The sequence below is a fragment of the Variovorax sp. RKNM96 genome, assembly GCF_017161115.1.
Lineage (GTDB): Bacteria > Pseudomonadota > Gammaproteobacteria > Burkholderiales > Burkholderiaceae_C > Variovorax.
In genome coordinates this window covers 6,631,386-6,646,162 of record NZ_CP046508.1, presented here as the reverse complement: position 1 = coordinate 6,646,162, position 14,777 = coordinate 6,631,386, and the positions used below count along the sequence as shown (strand labels likewise).

Genomic DNA, 14,777 nt, shown 5'->3' with positions numbered 1-14,777 from the left:
CCAGACTCAGTCGGCGGGGCGCATCGGGATGTCGCCCATCGCGTCGTCCTCGCGCAGGCCGCGTGCGGCCTTCAGCAGTTCGATCGACAAGCCATCGCCGTGGCCCGCGAAGCCTTTGGCAATGCCTTCCAGCGCCGTCGAGAGGCCGGCCTCCCCGTCGGCACGGGCGTCCATGCTGATGTTGAGCACCCGGGCGGCCATCTGCCGGTAGGTGATGGCGCCGGCGCCTTCGAGCGCGGCCACCAGGTCCAAGTACAGCGCCAAGTTCAGGTCGAACACCAGCTTGGGCGTGATTTCGAAGTTGTCGTTCTTGTTCTTGTCGTCCATGGGTTCGGCTCCTTTTTTTCCTGAGCCTCCACTCTAGCCAGAAAAAGCGCGCCGATCCGTCGGACACGGGCGTGATTCGTTCATTCGTGCATTCGTTCAACGGGCGCGCGTGCCCATCACCGCGGCCGCGATGATCAGCGCCGCGGCAAGCGCGATGCTCCAGGTGAGCGGGCGGCCGGTCACGGCCAGCAACAGCGACGTGGACGCCAGCGGCGTGATGTAGCTCAGGATGCCGATCTGCCGCGCGTCGCCGCGCTTGAGCGCCATGTCCCAGACGAAGAAGGCCGCACCGAGCGGGCCGAGGCCGCAGAGCGCGACCAGCAGCCAGTCGCGGGCCGACAGCGCCACCGAGGGCTCCAGCAGCGCGTGACAGATCAGCGACAGCGCGCCCGAGACCAGCCCGAACAGTCCGATCGCCGAGGTCGGAAACGCCGCCACCCGCTTCGTCCACAGCGAGTAGCTCGCCCAGATGAAGGCCGAGCCCAGCGCAGGGAGGAAGCCCCAGTACCCCGCGGCCGCGCCCGAAGCCGGGGCCGCGCCGCCGCGCGCACCGAGGATCGCCATCGCCGCCCCCGCGAACCCGAGCAGCGCCGCGACCACATGCAGCGGCCGCAGCGACACGCCCGGCAGCAGCACCGGCGCCAGCACCACCATGAGCAGCGGCCACAGGTAGTTGACGAGATTGGCTTCGACCGGCGGCGCATGCCGCAGCGCGATGAACAGCAGGAAGTGGTAGCCGAACAGGCCGTAGATGCCCAGGGCCAGCGTGCGCGGCGGCACCTTCCAGGCGCGGCGGTCGCGCAGCACCAGCGGCCAGCTTGGCACGCTGCCGATGATGAGTGCGAGCCCGGTGAGCAAAAACGGCGGCAGGTGCGACAGGAGCGTGCCCAGCGAGGCCAGGGAGGTCCAGAGCGCGATGGCGAGCAGGGCGTAGACGGTGGAAGACATAAGACCGGCGAGGCTACGCGATGCGGTCGTCGCGCAACGCCGGTCGGTCGTCGCGTGGCGACGGTCTGGTCGTCAGGCGTTGCGGCGCCGCAGCGCGGCTGTGAGCGCCGACGGCGAGCGGTAGCCCGTGCGGCGCGCCGTTTCCGCCACGCTCAGACCATCCAGTCGCAGCTCGCGCGCATGCGCCAGCCGCAGCGCGCGGAGCCAGTGCATTGCGCTCACACCTTGCTCCTCGCGGCAGCGCTGCGCGAACTGGCTTGCGCTCAGGCAGGCGACCTCGGCCAGATCGGAAACGGTCAACGGCGCGTGCCAGCGCGCACGGGCCCATGCGGCGAGCGCCCGCCAGTCGATACGGCGACGGCGCGTGTCTGTCATCGACGATGAAGGCGCGGGGCTCCAGGCTTCCAGCAACAGCGCGGGGCCGTGCTGCAGCGCGAGCGCGGCGTGCTGCGGCTGCTTCATGCAATGCGCGAGATAGCGTGCCAGCGCGTGCAGTTGCGGCACGTCGGCCGGTGCGCGCTCGGCGCAGCGGGCCCACGGCGCATGCGTGGTGTCGAGCACGAGGCATACGCTGCCGTGGTGGCCGCGCGCCTCGAAGTCGTGGCGATCGCCCGGCGCGACCACCTGCGCTTCACCCGCACCGATGCCCGCACCACGGCCTTCGACCTCGATCTCCAGCACGCCATCCAGGCCGACCAGCACCTGGAAGTGGTCGTGCGCATGGCTGCCGCGCGAGCTGCCGTAGTCGCGCAGGGAAAGGGTGGACGTGGTGTGCATGGCTGCCGCGGATTTTCCGTGCAGCCTCGTCACCCCGCAAGCTGCGCGCCCACCGGTCGCTCAGGCCGCTTCGGCTTGTGCCACGCGCCGGCCATTGACCCGGACCGCCTCGACCACCTGCCCGCCACCGGTCGCGAGCGGCTGGGTGCGGCCTTCGGCACGCACCTTGTCGCCGATCTTCAGTCCCAGGCGCGCGAGGCCGTCCGGCTTCGTGTGGACGAAGTCGCCGGTGTCGAGCACGACGCCGTTCGCTTCGCCGTGCCGCGCGTAGTTCAGGCGCACCACGGTGCCGGCGATCTCCTGGCTGGCCGATGCAGCCTCCGGCGCCTGGCCGTCGACCGAGTCCAGCCGCTCGAACCGGTAGACGGTGTGCGCCGCATCGCCCTTGGGCGACGGGCCCTGCTCGGCGCCCTCGATCACCAGCGCCTGGCCCGGGCGCAGGCCGGCGAAGGCGGCGGCTGCCGCCTCGTCATGGCGATCGAACACGAACTGCGTGGTCACGCCGTCGGTGTCGATGAGCACGCCCTCGATGCCACCCTTGGGGCTGTAGACGAGGTGCTGGAATCGGCCCTCGACGGACCAGATGTCGATGGTGTCCCGGGAGTGCGGCATGGAAGTTCCTTTGCGAGAGTGGTTGTGAAAAGAGAGAGAAAAAATCAGCCGAGCCGCAGCAGCACGGCGGACGCTGCGCACACGAACAGAAAGGGAATGCTGATGCAGTGGAACTCGCGCAGGCCGTGCGGCACCCTGGCCAGGCGCAGCGCGATCAGGTTCGCGAGCGAGCCCAGCACGCAGCCGAAGCCGCCCACGCTCACGCCCGCCGCGAGCGCCGGCAGGTCGTGCACATAGCGGTCGAGCAGGATGGTCGCGGGCACGTTGCTGATGAACTGCGAAACCGCGATGGCCGCGAGATAGGCGCGCCAGCCTTCGGCAATCGGCCACTGGCCCATCAGCGATGCAACCACCGGCAGCTCCGCGAGCTGGCGCAGGTCGACGAACATCAGCGCGATGATCGCGAGCAGCGCCCAGTCGATGTCGCGCAGCACCCGGCGCTGGAACACCAGGTAAGCGCAGAACACCACCGCCAGGCCGGCCACGAGCCAATGGCGGTCGAGTGCGACGACGAAGCCCACGAACAGCACGCCCGAGAGTGCCAGGAGGCGCGGCTGCACTGGTGCCGCCTCGGCCGCGGGCTTGAGCGCGATGGGCGTGCGAGGCACCAGGAGCCACACCGCGACGAAGAGCCAGAACAGCATCACCGCCACCGTCGGTCCCATCATCCCCATGAAGGCGAAGAAACTCTCGCCCGAGCGATGCCAGAGGTAGAGGTTCTGCGGATTGCCGATGGGCGTGAGGGCAGAGCCCGCATTCACGGCCAGCGCCTCCAGCACCACGAGCCGCGCGAGCGGCAGGTGCGCCTGGTTGGCCAGCACGCGCGTGAGCGGCACCAGGAGGAACAGGCTCACGTCGTTGGTCACCAGCGCCGACAGCAGCGCCGCGCTCGCGGTCAGCAACAGGGCCAGGCTGCGCTGGTTGTGCGTGCGCGCGAGCAGGCGCTGTGCGGCGGCCTGCAGCATGCCGCTCTTCTCCACGCCCTGCGTGATGGCAAGCAGGCCGGCGAGCGCGCCCACGGTCTGCCAGTCGACCAGGCGGAGCCAGTCCATCGGCGCCCGCGGGCGCAGGAAGGCGAACAGCACCGCGACGGCGACCAGCACCCACAGCAGGCCATTGCCGCCGCCTTCGTGCGGCGAGGGGGTGTCAGATGAGGCGGTGGGCAGCGCAGGCGCGGTGTCTTTGGTCATGAAGCGGCGGAGGTCAATGCGGAGGCGACCGGCTCGCCGGCTGGCGAGCGGCCCCGGCCGCGAGTTTCAGGCATTGCCACCGCGAACAACGCCAGCGCACCCGCCGCGATGCCGGCGAGCACCGAAAAGGCGGTGCCGTAGCCCGCTGCATGCGCGATCGTGCCCGCCACCAGGTTGCTCAGCGCCGCGCCCAGTCCGACGCAAGCCGCGCCCAGGCCGAGCGCGAAATTGAAGTGGCCGCTGCCGCGCGTGAGGTCGCTGATGGTCAGCGTGAGCATCACGCCGAAGATGCCCGCGCCGATGCCGTCGAGCACCTGCAGCGCGAGCAAGGAAGTGGGGCTGTCGGCCAGCAGGTAGAGCAGCCCGCGCACCGGCAGCACTGCGAAGCCGACGAGAAAGATGGGCTTGCGCGGCAGCCGCGGCGCCCAGCGCCCGACCGCCAGGCCGATCGGGATGGTGACCAGCTGCGTGACGATCACGCCGCCGGAGAGCCACAGCGCAGCCGACGTGCCGGCCCGCGTGCCGACCTTCTGCGCCACCAGCGTGAGCATCGCGGCGTTGGCCAGGTGGAACAGGAAGGCGCAGGCCAGCAGCACGAAGAGCCGGTGGTCGTACCAGCGGGCCGCCCGCAGGCCGGGTGCGGGCGCCGGTGCCGCATCGGCATCCGCATCGGCGCCTCGTGCCAGGCGCGGGTCGATGTCGCCGTTGCGGATCCACAGCGCGGCAACGATGGTCGGCAGCGCCATCGCCACCGCATAGAAGAACATCGCATGCGGACCGAAGGCGTGCCCGACCCAGCCCGTGCCCAGCGCCCACAGCACCGTGCCGGCCGCGGTGATCGCGGCGTTGCGCCCGATGCGCGAATCCAGGCCCGCGCGACCCACCATGCCCAGGCTGGTGGCCGCGATCGCCGGCGCGACCAGCGTGCCTGCCGCGCCGATCAGCGACTGGCCCGCGAGGATCACGCCGTAGTCCGGCCAGTTCGCCATGACCACGAGGCTGATCGCGATCAGCGTGACGGCGCCCGCGATCCAGCGCGGCTTGTGGCGCACGCTGTCGATCAGCGCACCGGCCGGCGCCTGCACCGCGAGCCCCACCAGCGCCGAGACGAACATCACGGTGCCGATGCGCTGCGGGTCCCAGGCCAGCGTGCCGGCCATGAAGACGACCAGGAAGGGGCCGACCCCGCCCTGGATGTCGGGCGCGAGAAAGGCCAGTGCGTCGAGGGCGCGCAGGCTGCGGCGCGAGGGCGCGGCGGGGGCGGCAGGCTGGGTCATGGCGGGCCTTGTGGAGCTCAGGACGCGGGGTTCGGCGTCGGCGGCGGCATCACCGGCGCCGGCGGCATCGACCCCCGGGCGCGCGGGCCGCGCGGACCGCCGGCCAGCGGCGCGGGTTCAAGCCCCGGCCCGCCGAACACCTCGCGCACGCTGTCGGCGCTGCGGCCCATGCGCGTCGCTTCGAGTGCCGTGCCCTGGGCGCCGCGCGTTCCCCAGCCCTCTGCATACAGCGTTGCGCCGGGCTGCAACTGGGCGCCATACGCCGCGCCGACGTGCGGCGGAAAGCGCACGCTCGTCCGGTCTTCGAGCAGCACGCCGCGGATGCCGCCGCGGTCGGTGTAGAGCAGGCGTTCGATGCGGCCACTGGCGGTCAGTGCGCTGAGCGCGCGGGGCTCGCGCGGCGGCGGCGGTGGCATCGCGCCAGGTGCCGGTGGCTGGTCGGTCAGGCTGCGGCCGTTGGCGCTGAGCGTCTGCGCGCGCACCACCGGCACATGGGGTGCGCGCCAGCCGCTGACCTGCACCGTGTCGCCCGGCTTGAGCAACTGCATCGCGGCGGCGGAGAGGTGCGGCGGAAAGGCGATCTGCGCGCCGTCCGAGAGCAGCAGCCCGTCGGCTTCGCCGTTCGGATTGATCAGCCATTGCTGCACGCGGCCGCTGACTGCGACGGTGCCGGCATCGGGTGCGGCGGCGATCGGTGCCGGGGGCACCGATCCAGCGGGCGGTGGAGGCGGCGTCTGCGCGAAGGCGGCGCTGCCGGCCAGCAGGCAGGCGGCGGCGATGAGGGTGAGGCGGCGGGGTGTCATGGGCGGCTCCTTGTGGATGGATGCCAAGGACGTTCCACATAACGTGCCAGCGCGCAATGCCTTTGAAATCAACGACTTGCGTGTGCCGGACGGCCGTCGCCGGGATGATCCGGGGACACCCGGCGTCCGGATTCCGGACACTTCACTCCAGGCCGTATTGCGTGAGCTTGCGGTAGAGCAACTGCCGGTGGATGCCCAGCCGCCGCGCAGCCTCGGCGCGGTTGCCCTGGGCCTGCGCCAGCGCGTGGGCGATCAGCAGCCGCTCGAGCCGCTCCACCGCGGCGGGCAGTTCGCCTTCGAGCCAATCGGGTGGGAGCGCCGGCGCCGCTTCGTCGGGTCGCGCGGTGCCCAGTCCGGCGGCGAGGTCCGCACCGCCGATCACGCGATGGCGCACCAGCGCCTGGCAGCGTTCCATCACGTTGCGCAGTTCGCGCACATTGCCGGACCAAGGGTGGCTCAGCAGCCGCTGGGCGGCTTCGGCGGACAGCGCCTTGGGCGCCTCGGGCGCGGCCGCGCGGCGCAGGAAATGCTCGGCCAGCGGAACGATGTCGGCCAGCCGCTCGCGCAGCGGCGGCAGCCGGATCGAGAGCACATCCAGCCGGTAGAGCAGGTCTTCGCGAAAGCGCCCCTCGCGCACGGCGGCGGCCAGGTCGCGGTGCGTCGCCGCGACCACGCGCACATCGACCTTGACCGTCCTGTGGCTGCCCAGCGGCGTGACCTCGCCCTCCTGCAGCGCGCGCAGGATCTTGGCCTGCACGTCGAGCGCCATGTCGCCGATCTCGTCGAGCAGCAGCACGCCGCCGTCGGCCGCGCGAAAGCAGCCCGCGCGCTCGCCGGTCGCCCCGGTGAAGGCGCCGCGCACATGGCCGAAGAGTTCGCTCTCTAGCAGTTCCTTCGGAATGGCCGAGCAGTTGACGGCCACGAAGGGGCGGTCGGCGCGGGCCGAATGGCGATGCAGCGCGCGCGCCACCATCTCCTTGCCGGTGCCCGTTTCGCCGAGCACCAGCACCGGCATCGAACTGGCGGCGGCCAGGCCGATGCGCTTGTGCACTTCGCGCATCGCGTGGCTAGGGCCGATCAGGTCGCTGCCGTCGTCTTCGTCCTCGCTCTCGCCTGCCGGCGCGGCCGACGGCGATGCGGCGGCCCGCTGCTGCAGCGCCCGCTGCAGCACCTCGCGCACCGCCTCACGGCCGATCGGCTTGGCCAGGTGGTCGAAGGCGCCCAGGCGCATCGCCTCGATGGTGTTGCCCGCGCTCGCGAAGGCGGTGAGCACGATCACCGGCGGCAGGTGAACCAGCCGCGCCCGCATCGCCGCCAGCGTCTGCAGGCCGTCCATGCCCGGCATGCGGTGGTCGAGGAACACGGCGTCGAAGCGTTCGCGCGCGAGCGTCTCCACTGCCTGGGCGCCGTCGGCCGCGGCGACCACCTCGTGGCCCAGGCCCTGCAGCGTCTCGGCCAGCGTGTCGCGAAAGGCCTCGTCGTCGTCCACGATCAGGAGGTGCGCCATGGAAGCTCCAGTTCAAAGCGGGTGCCCGATGCCAGCGGCACATGGTGCAGCTCGCCGCCGTGCGCCAGCGCCACTTCGCGCGCGAGTGCCAGCCCGAGCCCGGTGCCGTCGGCGCGGCCGGTGGCGAAGGGCTCGAAGAGATGGGGCTGCAGCGATTCGGGCACGCCTGGGCCGTCGTCGTCGACGCGGATCGCCAGCGTGCGCGCATCGGGCTGCAGGGCCGCCAGCGTCACGCGGCCGCCCTTCGGCGCATGGCGCACGGCGTTGTCGAGCAGGTTGTCGACGGCGCGTGCCAGGTGCACCGGGTCGAAGACCGCCCGGGCGGGGGCTTCGTGCCGAAGTTCCACCTGCACTTCGCCGGCGGCCGCTTTCGCCGCGACGGCGGCCACGCGGTCCGCGAGCCAGCGGTGCAGGTCCACCTCCCGCGACGCCAGCGTGACCGGCTGCACCAGCGCGAGCAGGCTCTGCACAAGGCCGTCGAGCCGATCGATCTGGCCGACGATGGTGCGCAACGCCTCGCCCTGGCGCTCGGGTGCGGCGGCCAGCGCGTTCTCGGCCTTCAGGCGCATCGTCGCGATCGGGTTGCGGATCTCGTGCGCGATGCCGCCCGTCATGCGGCCGAGCGCCGCCAGCCGCTGGTCGCGGCTGCGCTGCTGCGCGGCCGCGCGCAGGTTCGCGCGCGCCTCCTCGAAGCGCAGGCGGTAGCGGTTGAAGCCATCGACGATGCGGTCGAGTTCGCGCACGCCGGTGCGCGGCAGCTCGGGCATCGCGTCGCCGCCCGCGTCGGCCTCTGCCAGCCGGGTCTCCAGGCGCTGCACATGGCGCAGCCCGCGCAGGAGGATGAAGCCGAGCCACAACCCGGAGGCCAGCACCACCAGCAGCAGCACCGCCAGCCCGGTGCGCAGGCTGTCCTGCGCGGCCAGCGCGCCGGCGTGGGTGCGCGTCATGGTCCAGGCCGCGAGGTCCTTGCCCGGCGCGGCGAGCGGGCAGGCCGAGACGATCAGCGCCTCGCGGCTGCCGCGCACCACATCGGTCTGTGGCCGCTGGGTGCGCGCGGCGAGTTGCGAGAGTTCGACGATCAGCGGTTGCTCGGCGGCCGGCACGTCCCGCTTGACGCCGCTGCCTTCATAGGTGGGGTAGGCATAGGCGAGCAGGCCGCCCGTGCCCTGCCACACGCCGCCTTCGACGTGCGGCGCTTCGACGAGCACCAGTTGCAGCAGCACCTGCAGCAGGTCGACCTGCGGTTGCGCGGGCGAGGGATCGGTCACCGATTTCGCGTAGCGCGCCGCGATGGCCCGGCACGCCTGGTCGGTGGCCGCTTGCCCGGCCGCGACCTGGACGCCCGCGCTGCTGCGATACAGCGTGAGCATCACCACGGCCAGCGCCGCGCACACGCTGAACAGCAGCACCCAGAAGAAGACGAGCTGACCGCGGAGGGATTTCATAGGTGCCGCGATCCTGCCCGGCCTGCAGGATGCGGCGCGTCAGCCGGGAGCGCGTCCGGCTGCTACCGCAATTCCCGAAGTTCGCGCTTGAGCACCTTGCCGATCGCGCTGCGCGGCAGCTCGTCGATGAAGCGAAGGCGCGCCAGGCGCTGCGTCTTGCCGAGCTGGTCGTTGGTCCATTGCAGCAATGCGGCTTCGGTGGTGGCGTCGCCGTCGCGGCGCACCACGAAGGCCACCGGCGTCTCGCCCCATTGCTCGGACGGCACGCCCACCACCGCCGCGTCGGCCACTGCCGCATGGCCACGCAGCACGGCCTCGAGGTCGCTCGGGTAGATGTTGAAGCCGCCGCTGATGATCATGTCCTTCTTGCGATCGAAGAGCGTGAGAAAGCCGTCGGCATCGAAGCGGCCCACGTCGCCGGTGCGGATGAAGCGCTTGCCGGTGGCGTCGAACCATTCGGCCTCGCGCGTCTTCGCGGGCTGGCGGTGGTAGCCGGTCATCATGCCGGCCGAGTGGCCCACCACTTCGCCGGCCACCTCGGTGTTGTCACGCGACAGTTCGTTGCCTTCCTCGTCGATGAGGCGGATGTCGCTGCCCGGCGCCGGCTGGCCCACGGTGTGCAGTTTGGTCGGGTGCAGGTGCGCCTCGAGGATGCAGGTGCCGCCGCCTTCGGTCATGCCGTAGAACTCGATCAGCCCGCCGGGCCAGCGCTTCAACACATCGGCCTTGAGCGCGGCGTTGAAGGGCGCGCTGGTGCTGAACTTGTACTGGAACGAGGCGAGGTCGTGCGCGTCGAAGCGCGGGTGCGCCATCAGCCGCTGGTACTGCACCGGCACCAGCATCGTGTGCGTCACGCGGCGCGCTTCGGCCAGCTGCAGGTAGCCGCCGGCATCGAACTTGGGCATCAACACCACGCAGCCGCCGAAGGCGATGGTGGGGAAGAACACCACCAGCGTGGTGTTGGAGTAGAGGGGCGTCGACAGCAGCGTGACGGTGTCGGCGCTGTACTCGTACTTGGCGCCGCGCTGCACATGCGACCAGCGCATGCCGTGCCCTTGCACGATGCCCTTGGGCTCACCGGTGGTGCCCGAGGAATAGATGATGTTGAAGGCCCACGAGGGCTGCACTTCGACGGGAGCGGGTTTGGCGCCGACCGGTGCGAGCCAGGCGGCGAAGTCGCGTCCTGCCGAAGAGCCGTCGAGCGCGACGCGCGGAATGCCGCCTTCCTTCGCGGGGCCGACGACGTCGGCGGCAGAGGCGTCGGTGAAGAGGATGCGCGCGTCGGCGTCCTCGATCATGCGGGCCAGGCTGGTGGGCGTGGAGCCGGGCGCGAGCGGCGCGACCGCGATGCCTGCGCGCAATGCGCCCAGGAACACCGCCGCGTAGTTCACCGACGAGGTGGCGCAGACCGCAATGGCGTCACCGGCCTTGAGGCCGTCGCGCTGCAAGCTGGCGGCGATGCGGTCCATCAGCGCGTCGAGCGCACCGTAGTTCAGCGTGTATTGCGCGTCCGCGAGCGCGGCATGGTCGGGCGTGTGCTGGGCGTGGAGGCGAACCAGGTCGGCAATGGCGCCGAAATCGCGTTCCATCGCGGCTTGAATGGCTGGGTGCGTTTGCAAAATCGGATCCTTCGTCTTGGCCAATTGGCAGGATAGCGAAGAAGTTCTCGCCCCGGTGAGCCGGACGCGACGGCGGTGCGCGTGCCGTCAGCCACCGATCAGGCTTGCAGGCCGACGATGGGCGGTTCTCCAACAAGGAAGGGACACCACCATGGGACTGCTCGACATCCTGCAACAGGCCATCGGCGGCGACGCCACCGCGCATGTGGACCAGGTCACGCAACACGCATCCACCGACGAGATCGGCGCGGGCCTCGCCGCGGCCATGCGCTCCAACCAGACACCGCCGTTCGGCAACACCGTGGGGCAGCTGTTCGGGCAGTCTTCGCCGACACAGCAGGCGGGGGTGCTCAACCAGATCCTGGCGACGCTGGGGCCGGCGGCCGCGTCGGCGTTGGCCGGGGGCGTGCTCGGACGCTTGCTGCAGCCCGGGCAGACGCAGCTCACGCCGGAGCAGGCCTCGCAGCTGTCACCCGCGCAGGTGACGGAGATTGCGTCGCATGCGGAAGAGCAGCATGCGGGGGTGATCGACGAGGTGAGCCGCTTCTATGCGCAGCACTCGGGGTTGGTGAAGACGCTGGGTGGGGCGGTGTTGGCTATTGCGTTGGCGAAGATGAAGGAGAACGCGACGCGGGGGTGATGCGTGTGGCGGCAGCGAGGCCAACCTCGGGTGCCGGATCAAATCATCAACCTGCGCGCCATGCTCCCGGCCTGCGTTTGATGCTTTGCGCGATGGTCTTGACCAGATCGCGAAACTCGCTCTCTGTCATGGGTGTTTTGGCGAAGCGGCCGAAACGTTCGACCTTGAAGATGAGATTGGACGAAGTACCGGGAGGGGCGCTTTTGTCGCCTGGTATGTAGGCCAGATAGCCCCAGTCCTTATTTTTGTTGGCCTCGTTGTGAATCGGCGATCCGCCGAGAACGCTGCGAGTGACCAGGACCATGCCGCCAAGTCCCTTTCGCCCATCGACAGTGATGGAGCGAAACGGGTGCACGCTGCCGTCTAACGGCTCTGTGAATGCGCCACCGTAGAAATAGCCCCTCTGCACTGCTTCATTGACGAATTTCTCGGTATCGAAGCTGTCTTCGCTGGAAGCATCCCTGTCGCTTAGATACACCACGATGTCGGGACGGTTCTTAAGACGGAAAGAGACTGCAACATAGGCGGGTTTCTTCTCGCCAGTCATGAAACCATAGGGCAGACACACACCGGGTTCAGCGGGAACCTCGAACGGCATGCGTGTGCGATAGAGCTTGAGAAAGCTTGCAATCGTTTGCTCTGGAGTGCCTTCAAGCTTTCTGCTGGCAGACACCACGTGGTCGCCGACCAAGGTAGAAAAATTGAACTTCCCGGAGCCGTTGATGAATCCGAAAGCATTTCCGCCGTTGTACGGTTGATAAAAGCGATAGGCAGCCGCTTGATCCAGATCTGCTTGCCTAAGCTTTCCCCCAGGATCCATCTCGCTATGTCGTGCGAGCATGTTGGCATGAATGAGCAAAGTATCTTTTTCCTGCTGCCTCTTCTTATTGAGTTTTAGCAGTTGCAATTGGAGGTCCGCAGCGCTGGTCAAGCTGGACAAATGAATCGACTTGGAGCTTTCATCGACATCGAACACTCCTTCACTGTCCACCAGCTGGTATGTGTTCCAGACGCCTGCTCCATTGTCAAACTTATAGCCTTCTCCGTTCGCTGGGGAGATATTGGGAGGCACAGTGGCATACTCGATTTCATCGGGCACAGTGATGGTTTGATAGCCGAGGCACTCGGTGCGCCGCACAGCGACGTTCTGTGCAATGGCTGATCCATGCACCAGCACAGACAACGGCACCAGTGAGTGCAATGCGAACGCGATGCACTTTCTCATGTCGCCCTTTCATCGGCATCGTTTTGTCGCGCTAAGGCTTGTCGAGTCGGGGCATCCTTCGGCTTGTCCTCATTACGTACAAACAAGGCGCTGTGCATGCCGCTGTTGTTGTTTTCACCCTGCGTCCAGAGGTGTGGATACAAGGTGAGATAGCCCTTGATATCGGCAAGCTGAGCGACTCCCGCCGCGTGTTGGGGAGTGTTCCAAAATGCATCATCAAAGGGCATCTGACCAGAAACTCTCTTGCCACTTTCCATCTTGATAGTGGGCCAGATAGAGACATTTTGAGGTGGCTCTTCCTCCATTTTTTTGGGCGAGGGGTTGTGCGGAATGAATGGAAAAGCAGCGTCATATATCTTGCTGTTCTTTTCAGCTTGGATGCGTATCTGTTCTCGGCTGGCTTGAGAAGCCGGCTTGTCTATCGCTGCTCGCAGGCCGCTGGCCGGCCTTTCGCCACCAGTGATGCCAAAAATTTTCTTCCAGACGCTCTTGCGTAACTCGCGCGCGAACTTGCGAGTTACGGTAATCCCCTCGGCAGCTCCGATGTCCTCGTATGCGTAGTCAGTGTCCATTACCAGCACCGCCAACTCCGAATCTCGATTGCCTAGCAAACTGCGATCATTGACGTTCGCGCTGCCCACAATGGCATAGCGATCATCCACCACCATCATCTTGGTGTGGATGTAGACCTGCTCGGTCACATAACGTTCGCCCAACTTCGCCCAAGTACGCAAATTCAGAAGAGTGATATACGGCCAACAATATTCGATGGGTACCTCTTTGTACTCTTCGTTCTTGTCTTCGAACACTCGCATGTAATCGGTTTCTTGCTTGTCGACGAGTTGCCGGGCCCTGATTGCGCGTCGTGTGCGGTTGATAAGACTCTGGCTTCCAAACACCAGCGTCTGCTGCGTGTAGTGGACTTGTGTCATCACCGCAGGGTCATTCAGTAGACCTTCTGAATGCACAGGCACTGTGATGTAGATGTGAAAATTGGATGTCTCTCCATCGGGAGATGGATTGCCGACATTCAGGATGACAGCCTTGAGTTTTTCGCCCAATGCCTCGCAGATCTTGTTTGTTGGCCGGGCATCGGCATCGCCGACAACAGCCCGGGAGCCCAACTTGGCGACAGAGGTCGTGACAGAGGACACGGGCTGTGAAGGCCGTAACGTGGTCGAAACTGTGTCTCCAAATCCAGGATCTCCAAATGCCGAAGTGAAAAACTGGTTCTCGATATAAATAAAGTGATCGGCGTGCTCGATCAGGCGAACCATGGCATGGTGATTGTGGTTGTGTCCGAAAGCCTGATGCACTCGCGGCCGGTCGGCTGACTTGGCGTTCTTGGCCTCCAAAGCCACCATGACGCGAGAGGCGCTGCGCAGCATCTGGACGCTGCAACTTCCAGCCTTCGGATACGTTTTGGCCTCGGCGGGCAGGGCAAGTTCGCCACTTCCTTTGGCGGTGTTCCACCGCAACACGAAATTGCTGGCAAGGTCACTCACCGCCGGACCTTCGATTTTGAGATGGACGTCTTGCCATGGCATGCGTGGTTGGCGCGTTGCATCGAGCATCATCCCCCCAGTCGGGTACTCGACCTTGCCGGCCTCAAGTCCTTGCTGCGCTTTTTGTGCACGGGCATCGTAGGGATTGCTCGATGCCATTCCGGGCGGCACTTGTCTGTTCCCGCTGGATGGCTGCACGTACATGGTGTTAAGTCCTTGCACGTAGTCGCTCTCCTTGACCGGGAGCAAACGTGGGACGCAACCGTTGTAAGCGTCATTGCCCAGCCGATCTTTCGCGTCGAGCGGGTATGTGTTGCCATCGCGGCGGCCGTAGCAAACATCGATGCCGCCTATGAAGGCAATGCGATTGTCGATGACCACTTGCTTCTGGTGGTGGCTGTAGAACATGTCCATCCCAGCACTGGCATCGGGGTGCTCGACAGCAATTCGCGCGAAGACTTGCGGCGCTCCCTTCAACTGGGCATTGATCGATTTCAATACCGCGACCGTTTCATCGTCGCCTGTGGTGACAGGCGCTGAATCGTCCCACGGCAATACGTATACCTTGAGCTGAGGGTTCGCGGATGTCGCCTTGAGTACCGCGTCATAGAGCCGAAGCTTCTCTGCCGGCTTGAGTATGACATCCCAGTTGATTTGCCAACCGAGCATATAGACAGACTCTTTTGCCTGCGCAATAGCGTCTGCCAGTTGTTTGTAGTAGTCCTCCCCAGTGAGTAATGGGACCACCGAATTGCCATCTGTCTTTGGATACGGGTCGGATTCGCTGACCCATACGCATGAAGTTGCATAACCCTCATAGGGTGTGCCGTCAGGCATGCAGACCTGATGGACGGTGCGGTCGATCTCTACCTTGGGTTCCGGCGGAGCGGATGCCATTTTTT

At 67.1% G+C, this 14,777-nt stretch carries 13 protein-coding genes; 1 reads left to right on the top strand and 12 read right to left on the bottom strand.

Going from position 1 to position 14,777, the window contains the following annotated elements; translation table 11 throughout:
- Positions 1-6 precede the first annotated feature (6 nt).
- From GNX71_RS30960 to GNX71_RS30915, 10 genes are all read right to left on the bottom strand, one after another.
- Positions 7-327, bottom strand: coding sequence for a hypothetical protein (locus GNX71_RS30960; protein WP_206175949.1), 321 nt, complete (start codon positions 325-327; stop codon positions 7-9).
- A 96-nt stretch (positions 328-423) separates the two neighbouring features.
- Entirely contained in the window at positions 424-1,275 is an 852-nt protein-coding gene (locus tag GNX71_RS30955; RefSeq protein ID WP_206175948.1) for a DMT family transporter, read from the bottom strand.
- A gap of 72 nt (positions 1,276-1,347) precedes the next feature.
- Positions 1,348-2,052, bottom strand: coding sequence for an AraC family transcriptional regulator (locus GNX71_RS30950; RefSeq protein WP_206175947.1), 705 nt, complete (start codon positions 2,050-2,052; stop codon positions 1,348-1,350).
- A 60-nt stretch (positions 2,053-2,112) separates the two neighbouring features.
- Positions 2,113-2,664, bottom strand: a complete 552-nt coding sequence (locus GNX71_RS30945) for a hypothetical protein (protein WP_206175946.1) — start codon at positions 2,662-2,664, stop codon at positions 2,113-2,115.
- 44 nt (positions 2,665-2,708) lie between these two features.
- Positions 2,709-3,854, bottom strand: coding sequence for an SLC13 family permease (locus GNX71_RS30940; RefSeq protein ID WP_206175945.1), 1,146 nt, complete (start codon positions 3,852-3,854; stop codon positions 2,709-2,711).
- The gene (locus tag GNX71_RS30935) at positions 3,851-5,131 is read right to left on the bottom strand and encodes an MFS transporter (RefSeq protein WP_206175944.1); all 1,281 of its coding nucleotides are present in this window, start codon (positions 5,129-5,131) and stop codon (positions 3,851-3,853) included. The genes GNX71_RS30940 and GNX71_RS30935 overlap by 4 nt, the downstream gene beginning before the upstream one ends.
- Positions 5,132-5,148: 17 nt before the next feature.
- Positions 5,149-5,934: a hypothetical protein gene (locus GNX71_RS30930; protein ID WP_206175943.1), complete on the bottom strand. Its 786-nt coding sequence runs from the start codon at positions 5,932-5,934 to the stop codon at positions 5,149-5,151.
- Positions 5,935-6,076: 142 nt separating this feature from the next.
- Entirely contained in the window at positions 6,077-7,441 is a 1,365-nt protein-coding gene (locus GNX71_RS30925) for a sigma-54 dependent transcriptional regulator (RefSeq protein ID WP_206175942.1), read from the bottom strand.
- Entirely contained in the window at positions 7,426-8,886 is a 1,461-nt protein-coding gene (locus GNX71_RS30920; RefSeq protein ID WP_206175941.1) for a HAMP domain-containing sensor histidine kinase, read from the bottom strand. The genes GNX71_RS30925 and GNX71_RS30920 overlap by 16 nt, the downstream gene beginning before the upstream one ends.
- 62 nt (positions 8,887-8,948) lie before the next feature.
- Positions 8,949-10,475 (bottom strand): class I adenylate-forming enzyme family protein, encoded by a 1,527-nt coding sequence (locus GNX71_RS30915; RefSeq protein ID WP_206175940.1) that lies wholly within the window; start codon positions 10,473-10,475, stop codon positions 8,949-8,951.
- A gap of 181 nt (positions 10,476-10,656) precedes the next feature.
- Here GNX71_RS30915 and GNX71_RS30910 point away from each other — a divergent pair, with 181 nt between their 5' ends.
- Positions 10,657-11,145, top strand: coding sequence for a hypothetical protein (locus GNX71_RS30910; RefSeq protein ID WP_206175939.1), 489 nt, complete (start codon positions 10,657-10,659; stop codon positions 11,143-11,145).
- Between the two features lie 46 nt (positions 11,146-11,191).
- On the opposite strand, the gene GNX71_RS30905 is transcribed toward GNX71_RS30910, so the two are convergent.
- Entirely contained in the window at positions 11,192-12,370 is a 1,179-nt protein-coding gene (locus tag GNX71_RS30905; protein ID WP_206175938.1) for a T6SS immunity protein Tli4 family protein, read from the bottom strand.
- Positions 12,367-14,772 (bottom strand): phospholipase D-like domain-containing protein, encoded by a 2,406-nt coding sequence (locus tag GNX71_RS30900; protein ID WP_206175937.1) that lies wholly within the window; start codon positions 14,770-14,772, stop codon positions 12,367-12,369. The genes GNX71_RS30905 and GNX71_RS30900 overlap by 4 nt, the downstream gene beginning before the upstream one ends.
- Positions 14,773-14,777: the final 5 nt, after the last annotated feature.